The 15,913-nt window shown below is 60.7% G+C and carries 18 protein-coding genes; 12 read left to right on the top strand and 6 right to left on the bottom strand.

Annotated elements, in window-relative coordinates:
- The 5 genes from rbfA to ACILRN_RS01195 all read left to right on the top strand — a co-directional run bounded on the left by rbfA (position 1) and on the right by ACILRN_RS01195 (position 4,698).
- Positions 1-384 carry a 30S ribosome-binding factor RbfA gene (gene rbfA, locus ACILRN_RS01215; RefSeq protein ID WP_395684771.1) on the top strand — a complete coding sequence of 128 codons (384 nt, stop codon included), beginning with the start codon at positions 1-3 and terminating at the stop codon, positions 382-384.
- Between the two features lie 46 nt (positions 385-430).
- Positions 431-1,345, top strand: coding sequence for a tRNA pseudouridine(55) synthase TruB (gene truB / locus ACILRN_RS01210; RefSeq protein WP_395684770.1), 915 nt, complete (start codon positions 431-433; stop codon positions 1,343-1,345).
- Positions 1,346-1,363: 18 nt separating this feature from the next.
- Complete coding sequence (gene rpsO, locus ACILRN_RS01205; protein ID WP_395684769.1) at positions 1,364-1,633, top strand: 30S ribosomal protein S15; 270 nt, start codon at positions 1,364-1,366, stop codon at positions 1,631-1,633.
- Between the two features lie 170 nt (positions 1,634-1,803).
- On the top strand, positions 1,804-3,966 hold the full coding sequence (gene pnp / locus ACILRN_RS01200; RefSeq protein ID WP_395684768.1) for a polyribonucleotide nucleotidyltransferase: 2,163 nt from the start codon (positions 1,804-1,806) through the stop codon (positions 3,964-3,966).
- A 27-nt stretch (positions 3,967-3,993) separates the two neighbouring features.
- Positions 3,994-4,698, top strand: coding sequence for an alpha/beta fold hydrolase (locus ACILRN_RS01195; protein ID WP_395684767.1), 705 nt, complete (start codon positions 3,994-3,996; stop codon positions 4,696-4,698).
- A 276-nt stretch (positions 4,699-4,974) separates the two neighbouring features.
- Here ACILRN_RS01195 and ACILRN_RS01190 read toward each other — a convergent pair whose 3' ends face one another.
- Complete coding sequence (locus ACILRN_RS01190) at positions 4,975-5,436, bottom strand: response regulator (protein WP_395684766.1); 462 nt, start codon at positions 5,434-5,436, stop codon at positions 4,975-4,977.
- Between the two features lie 145 nt (positions 5,437-5,581).
- Positions 5,582-6,229, bottom strand: a complete 648-nt coding sequence (gene upp / locus ACILRN_RS01185) for a uracil phosphoribosyltransferase (protein WP_395684765.1) — start codon at positions 6,227-6,229, stop codon at positions 5,582-5,584.
- Positions 6,230-6,397: 168 nt separating this feature from the next.
- On the opposite strand from upp, the gene ACILRN_RS01180 reads away from it, so the two are divergent.
- Together ACILRN_RS01180 and wrbA are read left to right on the top strand one after the other, a co-directional pair.
- Positions 6,398-6,904, top strand: coding sequence for a VOC family protein (locus ACILRN_RS01180; RefSeq protein WP_395684764.1), 507 nt, complete (start codon positions 6,398-6,400; stop codon positions 6,902-6,904).
- On the top strand, positions 6,901-7,503 hold the full coding sequence (gene wrbA, locus ACILRN_RS01175) for an NAD(P)H:quinone oxidoreductase (protein WP_395684763.1): 603 nt from the start codon (positions 6,901-6,903) through the stop codon (positions 7,501-7,503). Before ACILRN_RS01180 ends, wrbA begins: the two co-directional genes overlap by 4 nt.
- Before the next feature lie 106 nt (positions 7,504-7,609).
- On the opposite strand, the gene ACILRN_RS01170 is transcribed toward wrbA, so the two are convergent.
- From ACILRN_RS01170 to ACILRN_RS01155, 4 genes are all read right to left on the bottom strand, one after another.
- On the bottom strand, positions 7,610-8,944 hold the full coding sequence (locus tag ACILRN_RS01170) for a carbohydrate porin (RefSeq protein WP_395684762.1): 1,335 nt from the start codon (positions 8,942-8,944) through the stop codon (positions 7,610-7,612).
- Positions 8,945-9,071: 127 nt separating this feature from the next.
- On the bottom strand, positions 9,072-10,172 hold the full coding sequence (locus ACILRN_RS01165; RefSeq protein WP_395684761.1) for a pyridoxal phosphate-dependent aminotransferase: 1,101 nt from the start codon (positions 10,170-10,172) through the stop codon (positions 9,072-9,074).
- A 14-nt stretch (positions 10,173-10,186) separates the two neighbouring features.
- Positions 10,187-10,399: a hypothetical protein gene (locus ACILRN_RS01160; RefSeq protein WP_395684760.1), complete on the bottom strand. Its 213-nt coding sequence runs from the start codon at positions 10,397-10,399 to the stop codon at positions 10,187-10,189.
- Positions 10,400-10,739: 340 nt separating this feature from the next.
- Positions 10,740-10,952: a hypothetical protein gene (locus ACILRN_RS01155; RefSeq protein WP_395684759.1), complete on the bottom strand. Its 213-nt coding sequence runs from the start codon at positions 10,950-10,952 to the stop codon at positions 10,740-10,742.
- A 193-nt stretch (positions 10,953-11,145) separates the two neighbouring features.
- Between ACILRN_RS01155 and ACILRN_RS01150 the strand changes: the two genes are divergently transcribed.
- The 5 genes from ACILRN_RS01150 to ACILRN_RS01130 all read left to right on the top strand — a co-directional run bounded on the left by ACILRN_RS01150 (position 11,146) and on the right by ACILRN_RS01130 (position 15,871).
- Entirely contained in the window at positions 11,146-12,330 is a 1,185-nt protein-coding gene (locus tag ACILRN_RS01150) for a patatin-like phospholipase family protein (RefSeq protein WP_395684758.1), read from the top strand.
- A gap of 47 nt (positions 12,331-12,377) precedes the next feature.
- Positions 12,378-13,412: an OmpA family protein gene (locus ACILRN_RS01145; RefSeq protein WP_395684757.1), complete on the top strand. Its 1,035-nt coding sequence runs from the start codon at positions 12,378-12,380 to the stop codon at positions 13,410-13,412.
- Positions 13,413-13,579: 167 nt separating this feature from the next.
- Complete coding sequence (locus tag ACILRN_RS01140; RefSeq protein ID WP_395684756.1) at positions 13,580-13,972, top strand: hypothetical protein; 393 nt, start codon at positions 13,580-13,582, stop codon at positions 13,970-13,972.
- A 108-nt stretch (positions 13,973-14,080) separates the two neighbouring features.
- Complete coding sequence (locus ACILRN_RS01135) at positions 14,081-15,190, top strand: AI-2E family transporter (RefSeq protein ID WP_395684755.1); 1,110 nt, start codon at positions 14,081-14,083, stop codon at positions 15,188-15,190.
- 117 nt (positions 15,191-15,307) lie between these two features.
- The gene (locus ACILRN_RS01130; protein WP_395684754.1) at positions 15,308-15,871 is read left to right on the top strand and encodes a UPF0149 family protein; all 564 of its coding nucleotides are present in this window, start codon (positions 15,308-15,310) and stop codon (positions 15,869-15,871) included.
- Positions 15,872-15,913: the final 42 nt, after the last annotated feature.

The following is a 15,913-nucleotide window of genomic DNA, read 5'->3' as shown; positions in this document are numbered from 1 at the left end:
ATGAGCAGAGGCAATGCACCGTCCCAACGCCAGTTGCGTGCAGGCGAACTCATCCGTCATGCGCTGGCGGATATATTCCTGCGTGGCGAATCAGGCGACCCCGAACTCGAGCAGCTTAGCCCCACGGTTGTCGAGGTGCAGATTTCGCCGGATCTGAAGATCGCCACGGCCTATGTGCGAACCCTGAGCGGGGGCGGTGGGCAGGCGCTGCTCGATGCGCTCAACCGCAACAGGCGCTATATTCGCGGCCTTGTGGCGCCGAAGCTCGACATGAAGTTCATGCCGGAGATCCGCTATCGGCTGGATACCGCGCTCGACTATGCCAGCAAGATCGACGAATTGCTGAGCAGCCCTGAAGTGGCCCGGGATCTTGAGAAGAAGTGAACCCGCTCCTGGGCCAGCCCTTTCCGGCATGACGCTGTCACCGAGTATGAAAAAGCAACGCACTCCCGTTCACGGCTGGATTGCCCTCGACAAGCCCTATGGCATGACTTCGACGCAGGCCGTGGGCAAGGTGCGCTGGCTGTTCAACGCCGAAAAGGCCGGCCATGGCGGTACGCTGGATCCGCTGGCCTCCGGGCTGCTGCCCATCGCGCTGGGCGAGGCCACCAAGACCGTGCCCTTCGCGATGGACGGCCGCAAAGTCTATCGTTTTACCGCCAGCTGGGGCGAGGAGCGCAGCACCGACGACCTTGAGGGTGAAGTAACGCGGCGCTCGCAGATGCGCCCTTCCGTTGCGGAAATCACGGCCGTACTTGCTCGCTTCACGGGTGAGATCCTGCAGGCTCCACCCGCCTTTTCCGCCATCAGGGTGGCGGGTGAACGGGCCTACGACCTGGCGCGGGCGGGGGAAGCTCCGGAACTCGCTCCCCGGCCTGTGCAGATCGAGGCGCTGCATCTCGTGGGGGCAGCCGGGCCGGACGCAGCGAGTTTCGAGGTGGTTTGCGGCAAGGGCACTTACATCCGGTCCCTCGCCCGGGATATGGGCCGGGCGCTCGGAACCGCGGCCCATGTCAGCGTGCTTCGCCGGGTTGCGGTCGGGCCATTCGCCGAAACCCACATGATTTCTCTGGAAAAGCTTGAGGAACTCAGCCATAAGGCCCCCGGCGGAGACGCTATAACTGGGGCTCTGCTCCCGATCGAGACCGTGCTGGACGGCATCCCGGCACTGGCCGTCGACGCGGATCAGGCCCGGCGCCTGAGACTGGGACAGACCGTCCTGCTCAGAGGTGCGAACGCTCCCATCGCGGAAGATGTGGTTCTGGTGACGAGCGGGGGAAGCCCTGTCGGCATGGGCCAGGTCAGCCAGGGAATGCTCAATCCGAAGCGTTTGTTCAACCTGTAACCATTTGGAGATGGCCGAATGACCATGACAGCCGAGCGCAAGAGCGCTCTCGTGAAGGAATACGCCACCAAGCCGGGAGACACGGGTTCGCCCGAGGTCCAGGTGGCGCTGCTCACCGAGCGCATCAACTATCTCACCGAGCACTTCAAGGCGCACAAGAAGGATAATCACTCTCGTCGCGGTCTTCTGACCATGGTGAGCAAGCGCCGTTCGCTTCTCGACTATCTGAAGCGCATTGACGATCAGCGCTACCAGGCGCTCATCAAGCGTCTCGAGATCCGCCGCTAAGCGGTTCCCGGGAAAATTTGACGAGCGGGCGGATCACCGACCTGCCGCCCGCGTCCCCAACAAGCGACTCCGGCAATGGGGCCGGAGTCCGACATGCCCATAGGGGATGCTGCCCAGAGTGGTGGTGAACGCGTTTTCAAGCGGCGGCGAAGGGCAAAAGGAAATTTACAATGTTCAATATCGACGTCGAAGAACTCGAATGGGGCGGCCATAAGCTGCGTCTCGAAACCGGCCGCGTGGCCCGTCAGGCCGATGGCGCCGTGTTCGCCTCGCTGGGCGAAACCACGGTTCTCGCCACTGCCGTTGCCGAGCGCTCGGCCAAGCCCGGGATCGACTTCTTCCCTCTCACCGTCAACTATCAGGAAAAGACCTATGCCGCCGGCAAGATTCCGGGTGGCTATTTCAAGCGTGAAGGCCGCCCGACAGAGCGCGAAACGCTGATCTCGCGCCTGATCGACCGGCCGATCCGTCCGCTGTTCGTTGAGGGCTTCCGCAACGAGACGCAGGTGATCGCCACGGTTCTCTCCTACGACCTCGAGAACGACACCGACATTCTGGCGATGGTCGCGTCTTCCGCCGCGCTCACCCTGTCGGGCATTCCGTTCATGGGGCCGATCGGCGCCGCGCGCGTTGGTTACATCAACGGCGAATATGTGCTGAACCCGACGATCGAGCAGCAGAAGCTCTCGGCGCTCGATCTCGTGGTGGCGGGCACCCAGGATGCCGTCCTGATGGTTGAATCGGAAGCCAGCGAACTCACCGAAGAAATCATGCTCGGCGCCGTCATGTTCGGCCATCGTGGTTTTCAGCCGGTGATCGAGGCGATCATCCGTCTCGCCGAGCGCTCGGCGCGCAGCCCACGTGACTTCACGCCGCCTGACGAGGAGACGCTCTACAACAAGGTCAAGGCGATTGCCGAGGCTGACGTACGCGCGGCCTATGCGATTCCGAAGAAGGAAGAGCGTCATGAGGCCGTTGCCAAGGCCAAGGACAAGGTGATGGCTGCGCTCACAGGCGAGGACAAGCCCGATGCGCCGCCGGCCAACAAGATCGGCGAGGCCTTCAAGCATCTCGAGAAGGATGTGGTGCGCAACAGCATTCTGGACACCGGCCGCCGCATCGACGGCCGCGACACCAGGACGGTGCGCCCAATCATCGCCGAGGCCAGCGTGTTGCCACGCACACATGGTTCCGCGCTGTTTACCCGTGGCGAGACGCAGGCGCTGGTGGTGACGACCCTCGGCACCGGCGAGGACGAGCAGTACATCGACTCGCTCGATGGCACCACCAAGGGTACCTTCATGCTGCACTACAACTTCCCGCCCTTCTCGGTGGGTGAGACGGGCCGCATGGGAGCCACTGGCCGCCGCGAAATCGGCCACGGCAAGCTCGCCTGGCGGGCTATCCACCCGCTGCTGCCCGCGCAGGACCAGTTCCCCTATACCATCCGCGTGGTCTCTGAGATCACCGAGTCGAATGGCTCGTCCTCGATGGCCACGGTGTGCGGCTCTTCTCTCTCGCTTATGGATGCGGGCGTGCCGCTGAAGGCGCCTTGTGCCGGCATCGCCATGGGCCTGATCAAGGAGGGTGAGCGTTTCGCAGTGCTCTCCGACATCCTTGGTGACGAGGATCATCTGGGCGACATGGACTTCAAGGTGGCCGGAACCGCCGAGGGCATCACCTCGCTGCAGATGGACATCAAGATCACCGGGATCACCGAGGAGATCATGAAGGTTGCGCTGTGGCAGGCCAAGGATGGCCGCTTACACATTCTGGGCAAGATGGCAGAGGCGCTGACGGGTGCGCGCGCTTCTCTCGGCGAGCATGCGCCGCGCATTGAAACCATGAAGATCCCCACCGACAAGATCCGTGAAGTGATCGGAACAGGCGGCAAGGTAATCCGTGAGATCGTCGAGAAGACTGGCGCCAAGATCGACATCCAGGACGATGGCACAGTGAAAGTCGCTTCCTCGTCTGGCGCGTCCATAGAGGCGGCGGTCAAGTGGATCAAGTCGATCGTCTCCGAGCCGGAGGTGGGCGAAATCTATGACGGCAAGGTCGTGAAGGTTGTCGAGTTCGGCGCCTTTGTGAACTTCTTCGGCGCGCGTGATGGTCTCGTTCACGTCTCGGAGCTTGCGTCACGTCGTGTCGCCAAGGTCACCGATGTTGTGAATGAAGGTGATGCGGTGAAGGTCAAGTTGCTTGGCTTCGACAATCGCGGCAAGGTGCGGCTGTCGATGAAGCAGGTTGATCAGGCAACCGGAGAGGATCTCTCGAAGAAGCAGGCTGCTGAAGAGGCTGCTAACGGCGAGGCTGCCCCACAGGGCGAATGATCCGGTCCTGACCAGCGGCGGGGGAGCATGACAGAGCTTGTGATGATCCCCGCCTTTGGCTGTGACGAGGCCCTCTATTCAGGAGTGGCCTCGCGTCTTCCCTGCAACGTCCTGTCGACGACGCTCCTGGTTGATGGCAGCACGTTTGGCTTGTGTGTGGATCAGGTGCTGGCTCAAGCGCCTGACAGCTTTGTTGTTCTTGGCACGTCCTTTGGAGGACGCGTTGCCCTCGAAACGGCGCTGGCAGCGCCTGCGCGTGTGTCTGGCCTCATCGTCATCGGCGCAAGCGCCGGACCGGTTGCCGATCGGCCAGCCGGATTGCGTCGTTCGCAACGCCTGCGGGCCGGAGAGGCGGCGCAGGTTGCCGCCGAGATGGCGGCAATGATCGCCCATCCGGCTGGACCGAACGGCTCGGCAGCGCGAGATGGTTTCATTGCCATGTGTGCGCGCGTTGGCCCAGATGCGATGATCCGCCAGTCTGACGCACTCGCGCAACGAGGCGACCTGTGGCCACGTCTTGCTGAGGTCAAATGCCCCGCGCTGATGCTGTGGGGTGCGCATGATCGCTTTGCGCCGGCTGCCGATGGCCGCCGCATGGCGGCGGCGGTGCCGCGGGGAAGCTATGCCGAACTGCCCGACTGTGGACACCTTCCTTCCCTCGAATATCCGGAACAGACGGCGGCAGTCATTGACCGCTGGCTGGCTGCCGAGGCTCTCGCCGCGCCGGTGTGATCTCATTCACCGGCCTGACTGCCTTGCGAACTCTTGCGAGTCTTGTGGTGCCGTGGCGGGCGGCGGTCAGGCCCGGTTAGGTTCTTCTTAAGGCAACGGCGCGAGTGTGCTTCGCAGACGATGGCCAGGAAGGTCGATTACCATGCCAGTTGAGGGGTCACCGCAGTTGCAGACGGGAAAGCGTGCGCCAGCGTTAAGCCCGGAGCTTCGCGAATTCCTTCACATGCTCCAGTCGCTCGAATCCGGACTGCCGGTCAAGCCACGGGAGCGGACAGATCAGTCGTCAGCCGGATGAGGTGACGGGGTCGGTTCCGAGCATGGGCCGTCTGGCCGTGTACGGGCCTGCTGCGGGCAGGACAGGGCAGCCTGAAGCGCATTGAACAATTCGGCCCGGCCGGCCGGCTTCGCGAGCGCGATGTCGAATGTGTCATGCCATCCGCCAATACGGTCTGAATCAGCAAGAAAGGCAGACAGTGCCATCAGAGGTGTTGTGGCGGCTCTGCCGGGAAGGTTGCGGATGGACCGGGCTGCAGTGATTCCATCCATGACCGGCATTTCGATGTCGAGCACAATCACGTCAAAGCTGTCTTCTGAGGCGCGCCGGACTGCTTGTTCGCCGTGAATGGCGGTGTCGACGTCGCATCCCATGCCAGTGAGAATGGCAGCCGTGACGATTCGCACGGGCTCATAGTCCTCGGCCAGCAGCAGGCGCGGGCGGCGGCCGTCTGGTCCTTGCAACCTTGTTGATCTGGGCTCTGCAATTGCAGGCCGTTCTGCCGCTTGCGTCATCATTACTCTAACCCACCCACAAAGCGATGAGGCTAGTGATCAATGGTTTGCAATTGGTGTGGAGCCCGTGCTGGCGGCGTCCATGGTTAACGGTTTATTTGGTTCCGAACATGCGGTCGCCCGCATCACCAAGGCCTGGCACGATGTAGCCATGGTCGTTGAGGTGGCTGTCCACGGCAGCAGTGTAGATCGGCACGTCAGGGTGTTCCGCCGCCACCCGCCTGATGCCCTCTGGCGCGGAGAGCAGGCAGACGAGGCGCACATCGCGTGCGCCGCGCTCCTTCAGCTTCTTGATGGCATAGGCGACCGAGTTGCCGGTTGCCAGCATCGGGTCCACCACGATGACGGGGCGCTCGTCGATGTCTGAGGGAACCTTGAAATAGTATTCCACCGGCTGCAGTGTCTTGGGGTCACGGTAGAGGCCGATATGGCCAACCCGCGCGGAGGGCATGAGGTCAAGCATGCCTTCAAGCAGGCCGTTGCCCGCGCGCAGGATCGATACGATCACCAGTTTCTTGCCCTTCAGGATGGGCGCTTCCATTTGCGCGAGGGGCGTTTCGATGGTTTGGGTGGTAATCGGCAGGTTGCGAGCCACCTCATAGGCGAGCAGCAGGCTGATCTCGCGCAGAAGCTGGCGGAAAACTGCCGATGGCGTGTTCTTGTCCCGCATCAGCGTCAGCTTGTGCAGGATGAGTGGATGGGCGACAACGACAAGTGACTTCGGCAGTTCTGGCCCGGACATGGCGTGTCTCCTCTCGAATTTGTTCCGTTTTGCGGAAAGCCCAGGTTGAATTCAAGCTTGGGCCGCGCTCATCCACCGCTTTACAAGGCAATTACAGGATGGGGCTTGCAGTGGCGGCCAGTTCTACCTATATCGGTAACGAAAAAAGTTACATAAAGGTCAATCCCGATGACGTCCTTGCCTCCCATTCCATCGGCCACACGCATCGGTCACGTGCATCTGAAGGTCGCCAATCTGCAAAGGGCCCTTGATTTTTACTGCGGGGTGCTCGGGTTTGAGTTGCAGCAACGCTATGGGCGCCAGGCTGCGCTCGTTTCGGCTGGAGGCTATCATCATCACATTGGCCTGAACACCTGGGAGAGTGACGGAGGCTCGCCTCCACCACCGGGCACGACAGGGCTGTTCCATCTCGCAATTCTTTACCCTTCTCGGGCCGACCTCGCGGATGCGCTGAAGCGGCTTGTCGCCCATCAGGTTCCGCTTGATGGCGCATCCGACCATGGCGTATCGGAGGCGCTCTATCTTCACGACCCAGATTTCAACGGCATCGAACTCTATTGGGACAAGCCGCAGGAGCAATGGCCACGCAACCCGGACGGGAGCCTCGCCATGGTGACCGAACGCCTCGATCTCAACGCTCTCATCAATACGCAACATGAAAGGAAGACGACATGACCAAAGTTCTCGTGCTTTACTATTCGGCCTGGGGCCACATGGAGCAGATGGCCTATGCGGCTGCCGAAGGTGCTCAGCAGGCAGGTGCCCAGGTGGATGTGAAGCGTGTTCCGGAGCTCGTTCCGGAGGATGTCGCCAAGGCCGCCTGGATGAAGCTCGACCAGAAGGCACCGATTGCCAAGCCTGAAGAGCTAGCCAACTATGATGCAATCATTTTTGGCTGCGGCACGCGTTACGGTACGATGGCCGCGCAGATGCGCAATTTCATCGATCAGACCGGGTCGCTGTGGGCCAAGCAGGCGTTGGCAGGCAAGGTTGGCTCAGCCATGACCTCATCAGCGACCCAGCACGGTGGCCAGGAATCAACCCTTCTGGGCTTCATTCCGACCATGCTGCATCACGGCATGGTGGTCGTTGGTCTACCCTACAGCTGGGCGGGGCAGTCGGGGGTTGATGAGATCCGCGGCGGCTCGCCCTACGGTGCGACGACCATCACCGCTGCCGATGGCAGCCGCCAGCCAGCTCAGCATGAGCTTGATGGCGCGCGCTTCCAGGGCCGGCATGTGGCAGAAATCGCTGCGAAGCTAGCGAAAAAATAAGCCTGTTCCCGAACTGGGACCTGGCGGCGAGATCTGGCGGGGACTGTTCCCGACCTGCTCGCCGCCACGACCAAACGGCGCTGTGTCAGTCTGATTGGTTCTTGCTCTAGAAATTGACCATCAGTTGTCCGCCGATCACCACCACGTCCGCCCGGTTGGTGTCGCCATTGGGGTCAAGGATGTACTGGAAGTCCGGTGTGATGCCGAGCCAGGGCGTGGCCCAGAAGGTATGATTTAGCTCGAACACGGTTTCCGCCGTCGTGTTCTCGATGTCGTTGCTGAGCTTGCCGTAGTACACGGCAAATGCCGTCGTGTCAGCCGGACGGCCAGGAAACAGGCCCTCGTAGGATGCGCCTCCGGCCAGCATCAATGGCATCTGGTTGATGCTCTCATCAGGTTGAAGGGTGAGTGAGAGCCATGACGTCATGCCCTGCGAGCTTCCAGCACCACCTTCACGATAGACCATCTGCTGTCCCATCACGTAGAAACCATAGTTTCCAGTTTCGAGATGTTTGGGGCCGCTGCCACCCTTGCCATCAAGCCGTGAATAGCTGTCACTCGCATAGAAGGCGCCAAGAAAGTAGGTTCCGGGCAATCCACTGTCGTTCTTGGCTTGCTGATGAAGGTACGTGATCTGGCCGATCACCATCATGCCATCGCTCAGATCAATGTTGAAGTCGATGCCACCTGTTCCCTTCAGTTCGGAGTCCTTTTCGTCGGCGCTATAGACGCCCGTGGTGAATTTGAACTCCGGCATAGGGACAAGCGTTGCAACAGCGGCCCGCTGGGTTGACGGATAACTGGTGAATGGCACGGTGTTGAGTGGAAGGTTGAGCGGGACGGAGTTCATTGCCATGCTGGCATAGTTGGCAACAACAGGCAGTTCAGCGAAATTGTTGGCTGTCGACATGCGGCCGAGCTGAAGTTGAAGCTTGTCGTCGAACAGCTTTTGCTGGGCGTAGAGCTGTCCCAGATAGGCACCATCGGTTGTATAGGCTGAAGCGACATTGAAGAGATTGTCGATCCGTCCAGTGGTGGACATGTCACTGCCACCGGCCAGCCAGCCCTCGGCGTGGATCAGAAAGCCGGTCCAGCCAAGCATCTTGCCGAAGTCGACATTCATGGCTGCCATTGTCGAATTGGCCGGTGCCCATGACTGGCGTGTGCCGCCGGACGTATTGCCGAGCAGGGCCGTGACACTGAAACCGCTGAAAGATAATCCGGAATCCTCGAGTGTCTGGCGCTGGCCACCCCAGTTGCCGAGCGCCGACGACCCCTTCACCCAGTCGTCGAACCAACTGCTACCGGCAGGCGCTGCTGCGGCCGCCGCCAGACTGGCGGCCAGCCCAAGGCCTGTTGCACCGACTCCTCGCATGGCATTTGCAATCCGCAATGCCACCCCCTGCCGTCTTGTCCGGCGCTCCTGCGAGACCTCAGGCATGTCTGCAACCACCGCGTTCCTTCTTCGTCATAAGTACACTTAAAACATGTGTCTGCAGGCCTGCAATGGTACGGGTCATATCTCCGTAGAGCAGTTCGGAACCGTGCAACTCGTCCTGCCAAGAACCTTATGCGCTGGACTGCAGTGCCCTGGGCAGTTCGGCGGCAAGGATGCGCAGGTCTTCTGGCCGGCCCGCCGTTATGCGGATTGCACGATTGAGTGGCGCAACCCCTGGCATGCGCACGAACACTCCAGCCCGGCCAAGTGCCTCCAGTGTGCTGCGGGCATAGTCACCATCGCGACCGAGATCGACGGCAACGAAATTTGTAGCCGACGGCAGCGGCCTGAGGTGATTGTCGTGGGCAATCCGTGTGATCGCTTCGCGCGCCGCGGCCACCTGCGCGACAACGCCGTTCAGATGCGCCTGATCTGTCAGTGCCGCCACGCCAGCGATCTGTGCCATGCGGCTTATGCCGAAGTGGTTGCGGATCTTGTCGAAGGCTCCGATCACACTGGCATGGCCGATGCAGTAGCCAAGCCGCATGCCGGCAAGGCCGTAGGCTTTGGAAAATGTGCGGAACCGAAGCACCCGCGGGTTGGATACGTCAATCGGCGGCAACGTGCCGGGCGGTGCAAATTCGCCATAGGCCTCGTCCAGCATCAGCACGGCGCCGTCCGGTAAAGCATCGATCATGCCGGTCACGGCGCCGGCATCCCACCAGCCGCCCATGGGGTTGTCCGGGTTGGCAAAATAGATGAGCCGCGCGCGTTCCTCTCTGGCCAGCGCCAGCAGCGAGGCCGGATCCTCGCGGTCGTTGACATAGGGCGTCATCACGAGCCGCCCGCCATAGCCCTGCACATGAAAATTGAAGGTGGGATAGGCGCCGCGCGATGTAGCGACTGCCACGCCTGGCTCCACGAACATCCGCACGGCGTAGCCAAACAAGCCGTCTATGCCTTCTCCGACCATCACATTGGCGGGTTCAATTCCAAGGTGATCGGCCAAGGCACACCGCAACTGATGATTCTCGGGGTCGCAGTACTGCCACATCTCGGTGGCTGCGCCCCGCATGGCATCTGCCACCTTTGGCGAGGGTCCAAACACGCTTTCATTGGCGCCGATCCGCGCCCGGAAGCTGATCCCGGTTCTGCGCTCAAGCGCCTCAGGCCCGACGAAGGGAACGGATGATGGAAGCGAGTCAACGAGCGGCGTGAATGGTGCTGGCATTCTGCTCCGGTGGCTTACTTGGTGCGCGGTTCCACACAGCGGTACCAGCCACCAGCATAGTTGATCAAGGGCCTCGCGCCATTTGGCCACTTCGGACTGTTGCAATCCTGCAGGGCTTTCTCATAGAGCGCCTGGTCAGCAGGCGAGCGCTGACCGGCCATGACGGCACCAGCCATGGCCAGAGGCAGCACACAGGCAATTGCCCAGGACGAGAGTCGTAATGTCATGATGTAACCTCCATCTTGCCGCGACTTATATTTTAGGTAGCAATTTGAGGCGCTGCGCACAAGGCAGTGGGCAATTCAATACAAAGATCAAAGCCCCACCGATGATGGGGCGAAGCATTGTGTTGAAGGAGCCGCCAAAGCCGGCAACTGGCAATGCGGAGCGCCAGCCAGACGGAACCTTGCCTTCACAAGGGGTCGGCAGGAATCAAGCCGGGCAGGGCGAATCGGGCGGCGGACAGAGATCGCGCCGCCGCTGGCACCCGCCCAAGCGAGGCTGATCAGGGCAGGCCGTCGTTCCGGTGCGTCATCACGCCTGCGAGATGATCGCCTTGTGCCGGGGTCAACGGCAGGAGCGCGGCTCAACGCAGCGATACCAACCGCCTGAATAATTGATGAGGGGTCTCGCGCCACAGGGATAGCTCGGTCCGTTACAGTCCTTCATGGCCTTCTTGTAGAGGGCCTGATCGGCTGCCGACCGGTCGGCAAGGCTCGGGCCTGCTGAAAGAAGGCCTGCGGAAACTGCAAGCAAGACAGCTGTCAGACGGATGGTCATGGCTACACTCCTCATACTTTTTGGCCTTGGACAGAAATCGATTTCGGTCCCGGTTGTTCTGTTCCACGATCATGGCAACTCTGTGTTCCGGGGCCTGACGTCTTGAAGCCGATGCTGCCAGCATCGCCGGCAGTGGCAGAGCTTGTTGTTTCCAAGATTGATGCCGGAGCGCTATACAGCTTGCACAAGAGGTATGAGCACCAAATTGAAATTATATGCGATCTTCATGCTGGGCCTGTTTGGCCTGTCTCTTGCCGGTTGCGCTGGTCCGACGGTGGAATCCTTGCGCTCGCCGGTGCCAGAGCCGCTGGTGAACAGCAGTCTGGTTCCGGGCTACAGCCATATTCGCTTTTGGGGTGATAGCAGCGAAGCCATAACGCCCAGTGTGGTGGCAGAGGTGATGGCACAGCAGAAAGCGGCTGGCATCACGTCTCAGGAACGCAGCTTTCTTGCCATCTCCGGCGGTGGAAGCAATGGCGCTTTTGGCGCAGGATTGCTGACCGGCTGGACGAAGGCCGGCACCAGGCCTGAATTTGTCGTGGTGACCGGGATAAGTACCGGTGCTCTGATCGGGACGTTCGCTTTCCTTGGGCCACCCTACGACCGTTACTTGACCGAAGCCTACACTGAGATTTCCGGAGAGGACGTGTTCAGGAAACGGGCTATCTTCAGCATCGTTGGCGCCGACGCGGTGGCTGATAACTCGCCTTTGCGCAAATTGGTGTCGCTTTATGTCACGGAACAGATGGTTGCTGATATCGCGCGTGAACACAAGCGTGGCCGCCGCCTGCTGGTCGGCACCACAAATCTCGATGCCGGGCGCCCCGTGGTGTGGGACATTGGCGCCATCGCCGCGAGTGGCGTTTCCGGAAGCCGGGAGTTGATCCAGGATATTCTCGTTGCATCCGCTTCGGTGCCTGGCGTATTTCCCCCGGTCAAGATCAAGGTGGTGGCTGATGGCCAAACCTTTGACGAGATGCATGTCGATGGTGGAACGAGCAACCAGGCCTTTCTGTTCCCCTCCGGATTCTCGGTCAAGGAGGGCGACCGGAAGTTCAATCGCGGAAAGATCAAGCGCCAGCTCTTTGTGATCCGCAATGGCAAGGTCACGCCGGAATTCAGCCAGGTGAAGCCCCGTGTCGCGTCGATCGTTTCACGATCAATCAGCACGCTCATCAAGACCCAGGGCATCGGTGATCTTTACCGCATGTACACCAACGCCCAGCGTGATGACATTGCTTTCCGTGTCAAATGGATTCCTGACAGCTTCACGATGAGGGAGCCTGCGCCGTTTGACCAAGCCTATATGCGAGCGCTCTATGACCTTGGTTTCCAGATGGGGCTCAACGGCATTGACTGGGCAACTGCCCCGCCCTGAGGTAGCATGATCCACCGACAGCCAAATCAAACGAGGGGAAGATTTCGATGCGTAGTTTTATGAAAATAGCCCTGGCGGCAGGGCTCCTGGCCCTGACTCTTGGCGATGCGTCCGCCCAGCAGGGCCTCGGGCCTTTCATGCCGAATGAGGGAGGCACGATCACTACGGCCTGGGGGAATGCCTATGGGCCGGATGCCGAATCATGGATCAACTTTGCCAAGGTCGGAACCGAGACATTCGACATCAACTACTCCAGTTCGCGCGGAATGCGCGCCGTGCGCCGCATTCTCGTTCCCGACCGTGTGGGCGCTCGGGTTCTGGTTCTCGGTTACAACTCCAAAATGCCCCTGGTGATGCCAGAAACGACCACACTGGGCATTTCTGCCGCGGTTCTGGAGCAATTGCGCAGCACAGGCGGTGCGCCGCTTTCCATCATCTATGATGCAGCGCTGAACCGGGTGGATGGCCAGCTCAAGCTGGTTGATCCCAAAGCCAAGTTCGAATTGCAGCTGGGCAATGAGGTGACCCAGGTGCCCGCCCTGACGGCGACTGGCCAGTTCAAGGGCCGCTCGAAAAATGCAAGTGGCACTTTCACCTTTCTCAACGACAAGAACAATCCGATCCTGCTTGAATACAGCCTGAATTTCAGCGGTGAGAACGTGCCACGCACGGAACGCGTGGTGCGGGCCGTGGCCGGTGTTCCGCTTCGCGGCGAGATGGAACAGGCCCTCGCGACTGTCCGAAAGTTCCGCACCTATGGCGTTCATTTCGACTTTGACAAGTCTTCGATCCGCGCCGAATCGGATCGTCTGATCGCCGATATGGCCCTCACGCTGAAGAACAACCCCCTGTGGACCTTGCGCATCACGGGCCATACGGACTCGATCGGCAATGCGGCATACAACCAGAAACTCTCGCTGGCGCGCGCCGAGTCGCTCAAGAAGGCGCTGGTCAAGCGTGGTATCAGCCCGGCGCGGCTGGAAGTGGCGGGTGCCGGCGCCGCTGATCCCGTTGCCTCGAACAAGACGTTGCAAGGTCGCGCCCTGAACCGCCGGGTTGAGCTCATGCGCACCGACCGGTAGGGGTTGCGCCTCTTGCTTTGTCGTCGCGACGACAGCAGCGGCCCCTGACCGGGGCCGTTGTCATTTATGTGTGGAAGACGCACCTTGGTATCAGCAAGCTGTCAGCCAGATTGAGCCATAAAACAACCCGCAAAGGCTGCAAATCCGCAGCGACACGGGAGGGCGATGTGACAAGCCTCAATAATGGGATTGCGATGCAGGAACACAACTCAGAGGTGACTAACGGCTCGGGGGAGAAGTTTGTGCCAGAAAATTATGGTTCAATTCCCGGCGGAGTCAGTATTTCTACTCGTGTTGTGCAGTTCCCGGAGCCTGTAGGAGTCTCAAGCGCAGGGGCGGTGTCGCCGTCTCCAAAGAGGGGGCTCGGGAAAAAACACATGAAAGACAAGGGCGATTTGGGCACTGTGCCTGATTCTTCTATGCTCCCGCTGTTCAAGAGCCTGGTGGGCTTCATGATCGAAGAGTCGCAGGCGCGCGGGTGGGATGACGTGAAGACGCGGTTGCAGGCAGTTGAGTCTGCGTTGACCAGCCGCAAGGAAAGCAAGACCGGCACCAGGTAGGCAGTCTGGTGAAGGCCGGGCCGCTGTCGTTGCTCGGTTATGCAGAACCAGTTTCCACTTCTTCTGGACATGCCCTAAGACATGACGGCGGAGCGAGGAGCGTTCGTCATGATCGAGACAGGCGGTGGACGGCGCGGCGGACTTGGCAACGTCGCACTGGTCGAAAAGTTTGTCATTCTGCTTCTGTTCAGCCTGCTGCTGGTGGGCGTTTATCTGGTTCTGAAGCCCTTTCTGCTGGGGCTCGTCCTTGGTTGCATACTCGCGATAGCTGCCTGGCCCGTCCGGTCCAGGCTGGTGATGCGTGGTCTGCCGCCAGCCGTGGCTGCCGCGCTGATGCTGGTGGTGCTCCTGCTCTTTGTGCTGATTCCCGTCATGCTGGTTTCACCTGGCCTCGAAGGGGACATGAAGGCGCTCGAAGAAAAGTTTCGCAGCTGGTTTGCAGCATCCCCGCAGCTTCCCTCATGGCTGGCGGGCTTGCCGCTGATTGGTGACCGACTGGACGATGCGTGGCAAAGTGTCACCGGGCATTCCCCTGAATCGGATGCCCTGCTTGCCAAGTATGCGCAGCAGGTGCGGCAGTTTCTGATCGCCGCTGCGGTGGACCTTGCCAGCAGCATCGTGCATCTCGTGATTGCTCTCATCACCGCAGCCGCGCTCTGGGCGCAGGGTGACCGGACGGTGGACATGTTGCGGGCAATCCTCCTGCGACTGGGAGGCAGCCAGTTGGCCAGTCTCACCGCGGTTGCCGCGGGTGCGGTACGGGGGGTGTTCTACGGCATCGTCGGCACGGCTGCCATCCAGGGTCTGCTGATGTCGCTTGGTCTGATGCTGGTAGGTATACCCGCTGCAGCCACGCTCGGCTTTGTGACGGTGATTCTGGCCATCAGTCAGTTCGGTGGCGTGCTCATCAACCTCGTGTGGGTTGGCGCGGCCTGGTACCTCTATACTGAATCAGGCATGGGTCTTGCTGTCTGGTTTGTCGTGATATGGGGGCTTTTCGTCACCTATATGGAAACGTTCATCAAGCCGCTGCTCATTGGTGCCCGGATGCGTCTGCCCATGATGCTTGTCATTCTCGGCGTGTTTGGCGGATTCATCTCATTCGGCTTTCTGGGGCTGTTCATCGGACCGACGCTGCTGGCGGTCGCCTATGAGATCCTCGTGGCCTGGCGAGGCCTCGGGCCGCCGGAGCGGTCCGTGACTTCTGACGCCACCTGAAGCGCCCTGCGCATCTCCGGCTGAGCCCTGCATGAAACCGTTCTTTGGGCGTGGTAATGCAATCTTAACCATCTCGCGCAATCGTTCCTTATCTAAACGATGGAACGGAACCCTGCGATGTCTGACGAATCCTCCCGGCAGCTTGAGTTCTTCAAGGCCTACGCTGCATCTGGTCGCGCGCCACGCTGGACCATGGCTTCGGCAGATATTCACGGCTTCCTTACGGCCCTTGCCATGGCGGGGCCGCTGCCAGGCTCGAATTGGACAGACTGGGTCTGGTCAGGGGCAGATCCGCAATTCCTCTCCAATGAAGAGGCATGGAATGTGATGAGCGATCTTCTGGCCTGCGAGGAGCAGATCCGCAGCAATATTGGCTCTTACCGGCTTGTCTCGGCTGCTGTCCTGCCCTCGGCTGGAAATGGGCGCTTCAAGGTTGCCGACTGGGCCGAGGGCTTCCTGCAGGGGATTGAGGCCAACCCACAGCCTTGGCAGGTGGTGGTTGAACATGCCGAGACATCCCTGGCCGCGATTCTGGCTTCCTGCTACGACAACCATGATGAAAGCAACGATGGTTCACTGGGTTCCGACGAGCTTGATGCGATCAACCTCCATCTGCGCTCATTGTACCGTCTGATGCAGGCTGACGCGCAGCGGATGACGGCAGCCTTGCAAGCCGCCTGACCTTCCGGGGGCGCTGGCGCCGGTCGCCAGTGATCGGTGAGG

Origin of the sequence: Aestuariivirga sp., assembly GCF_044238155.1 — a bacterium.
Taxonomy (GTDB): domain Bacteria; phylum Pseudomonadota; class Alphaproteobacteria; order Rhizobiales; family Aestuariivirgaceae; genus Aestuariivirga.
This window is presented reverse-complemented; position numbering and strand designations above follow the sequence as displayed.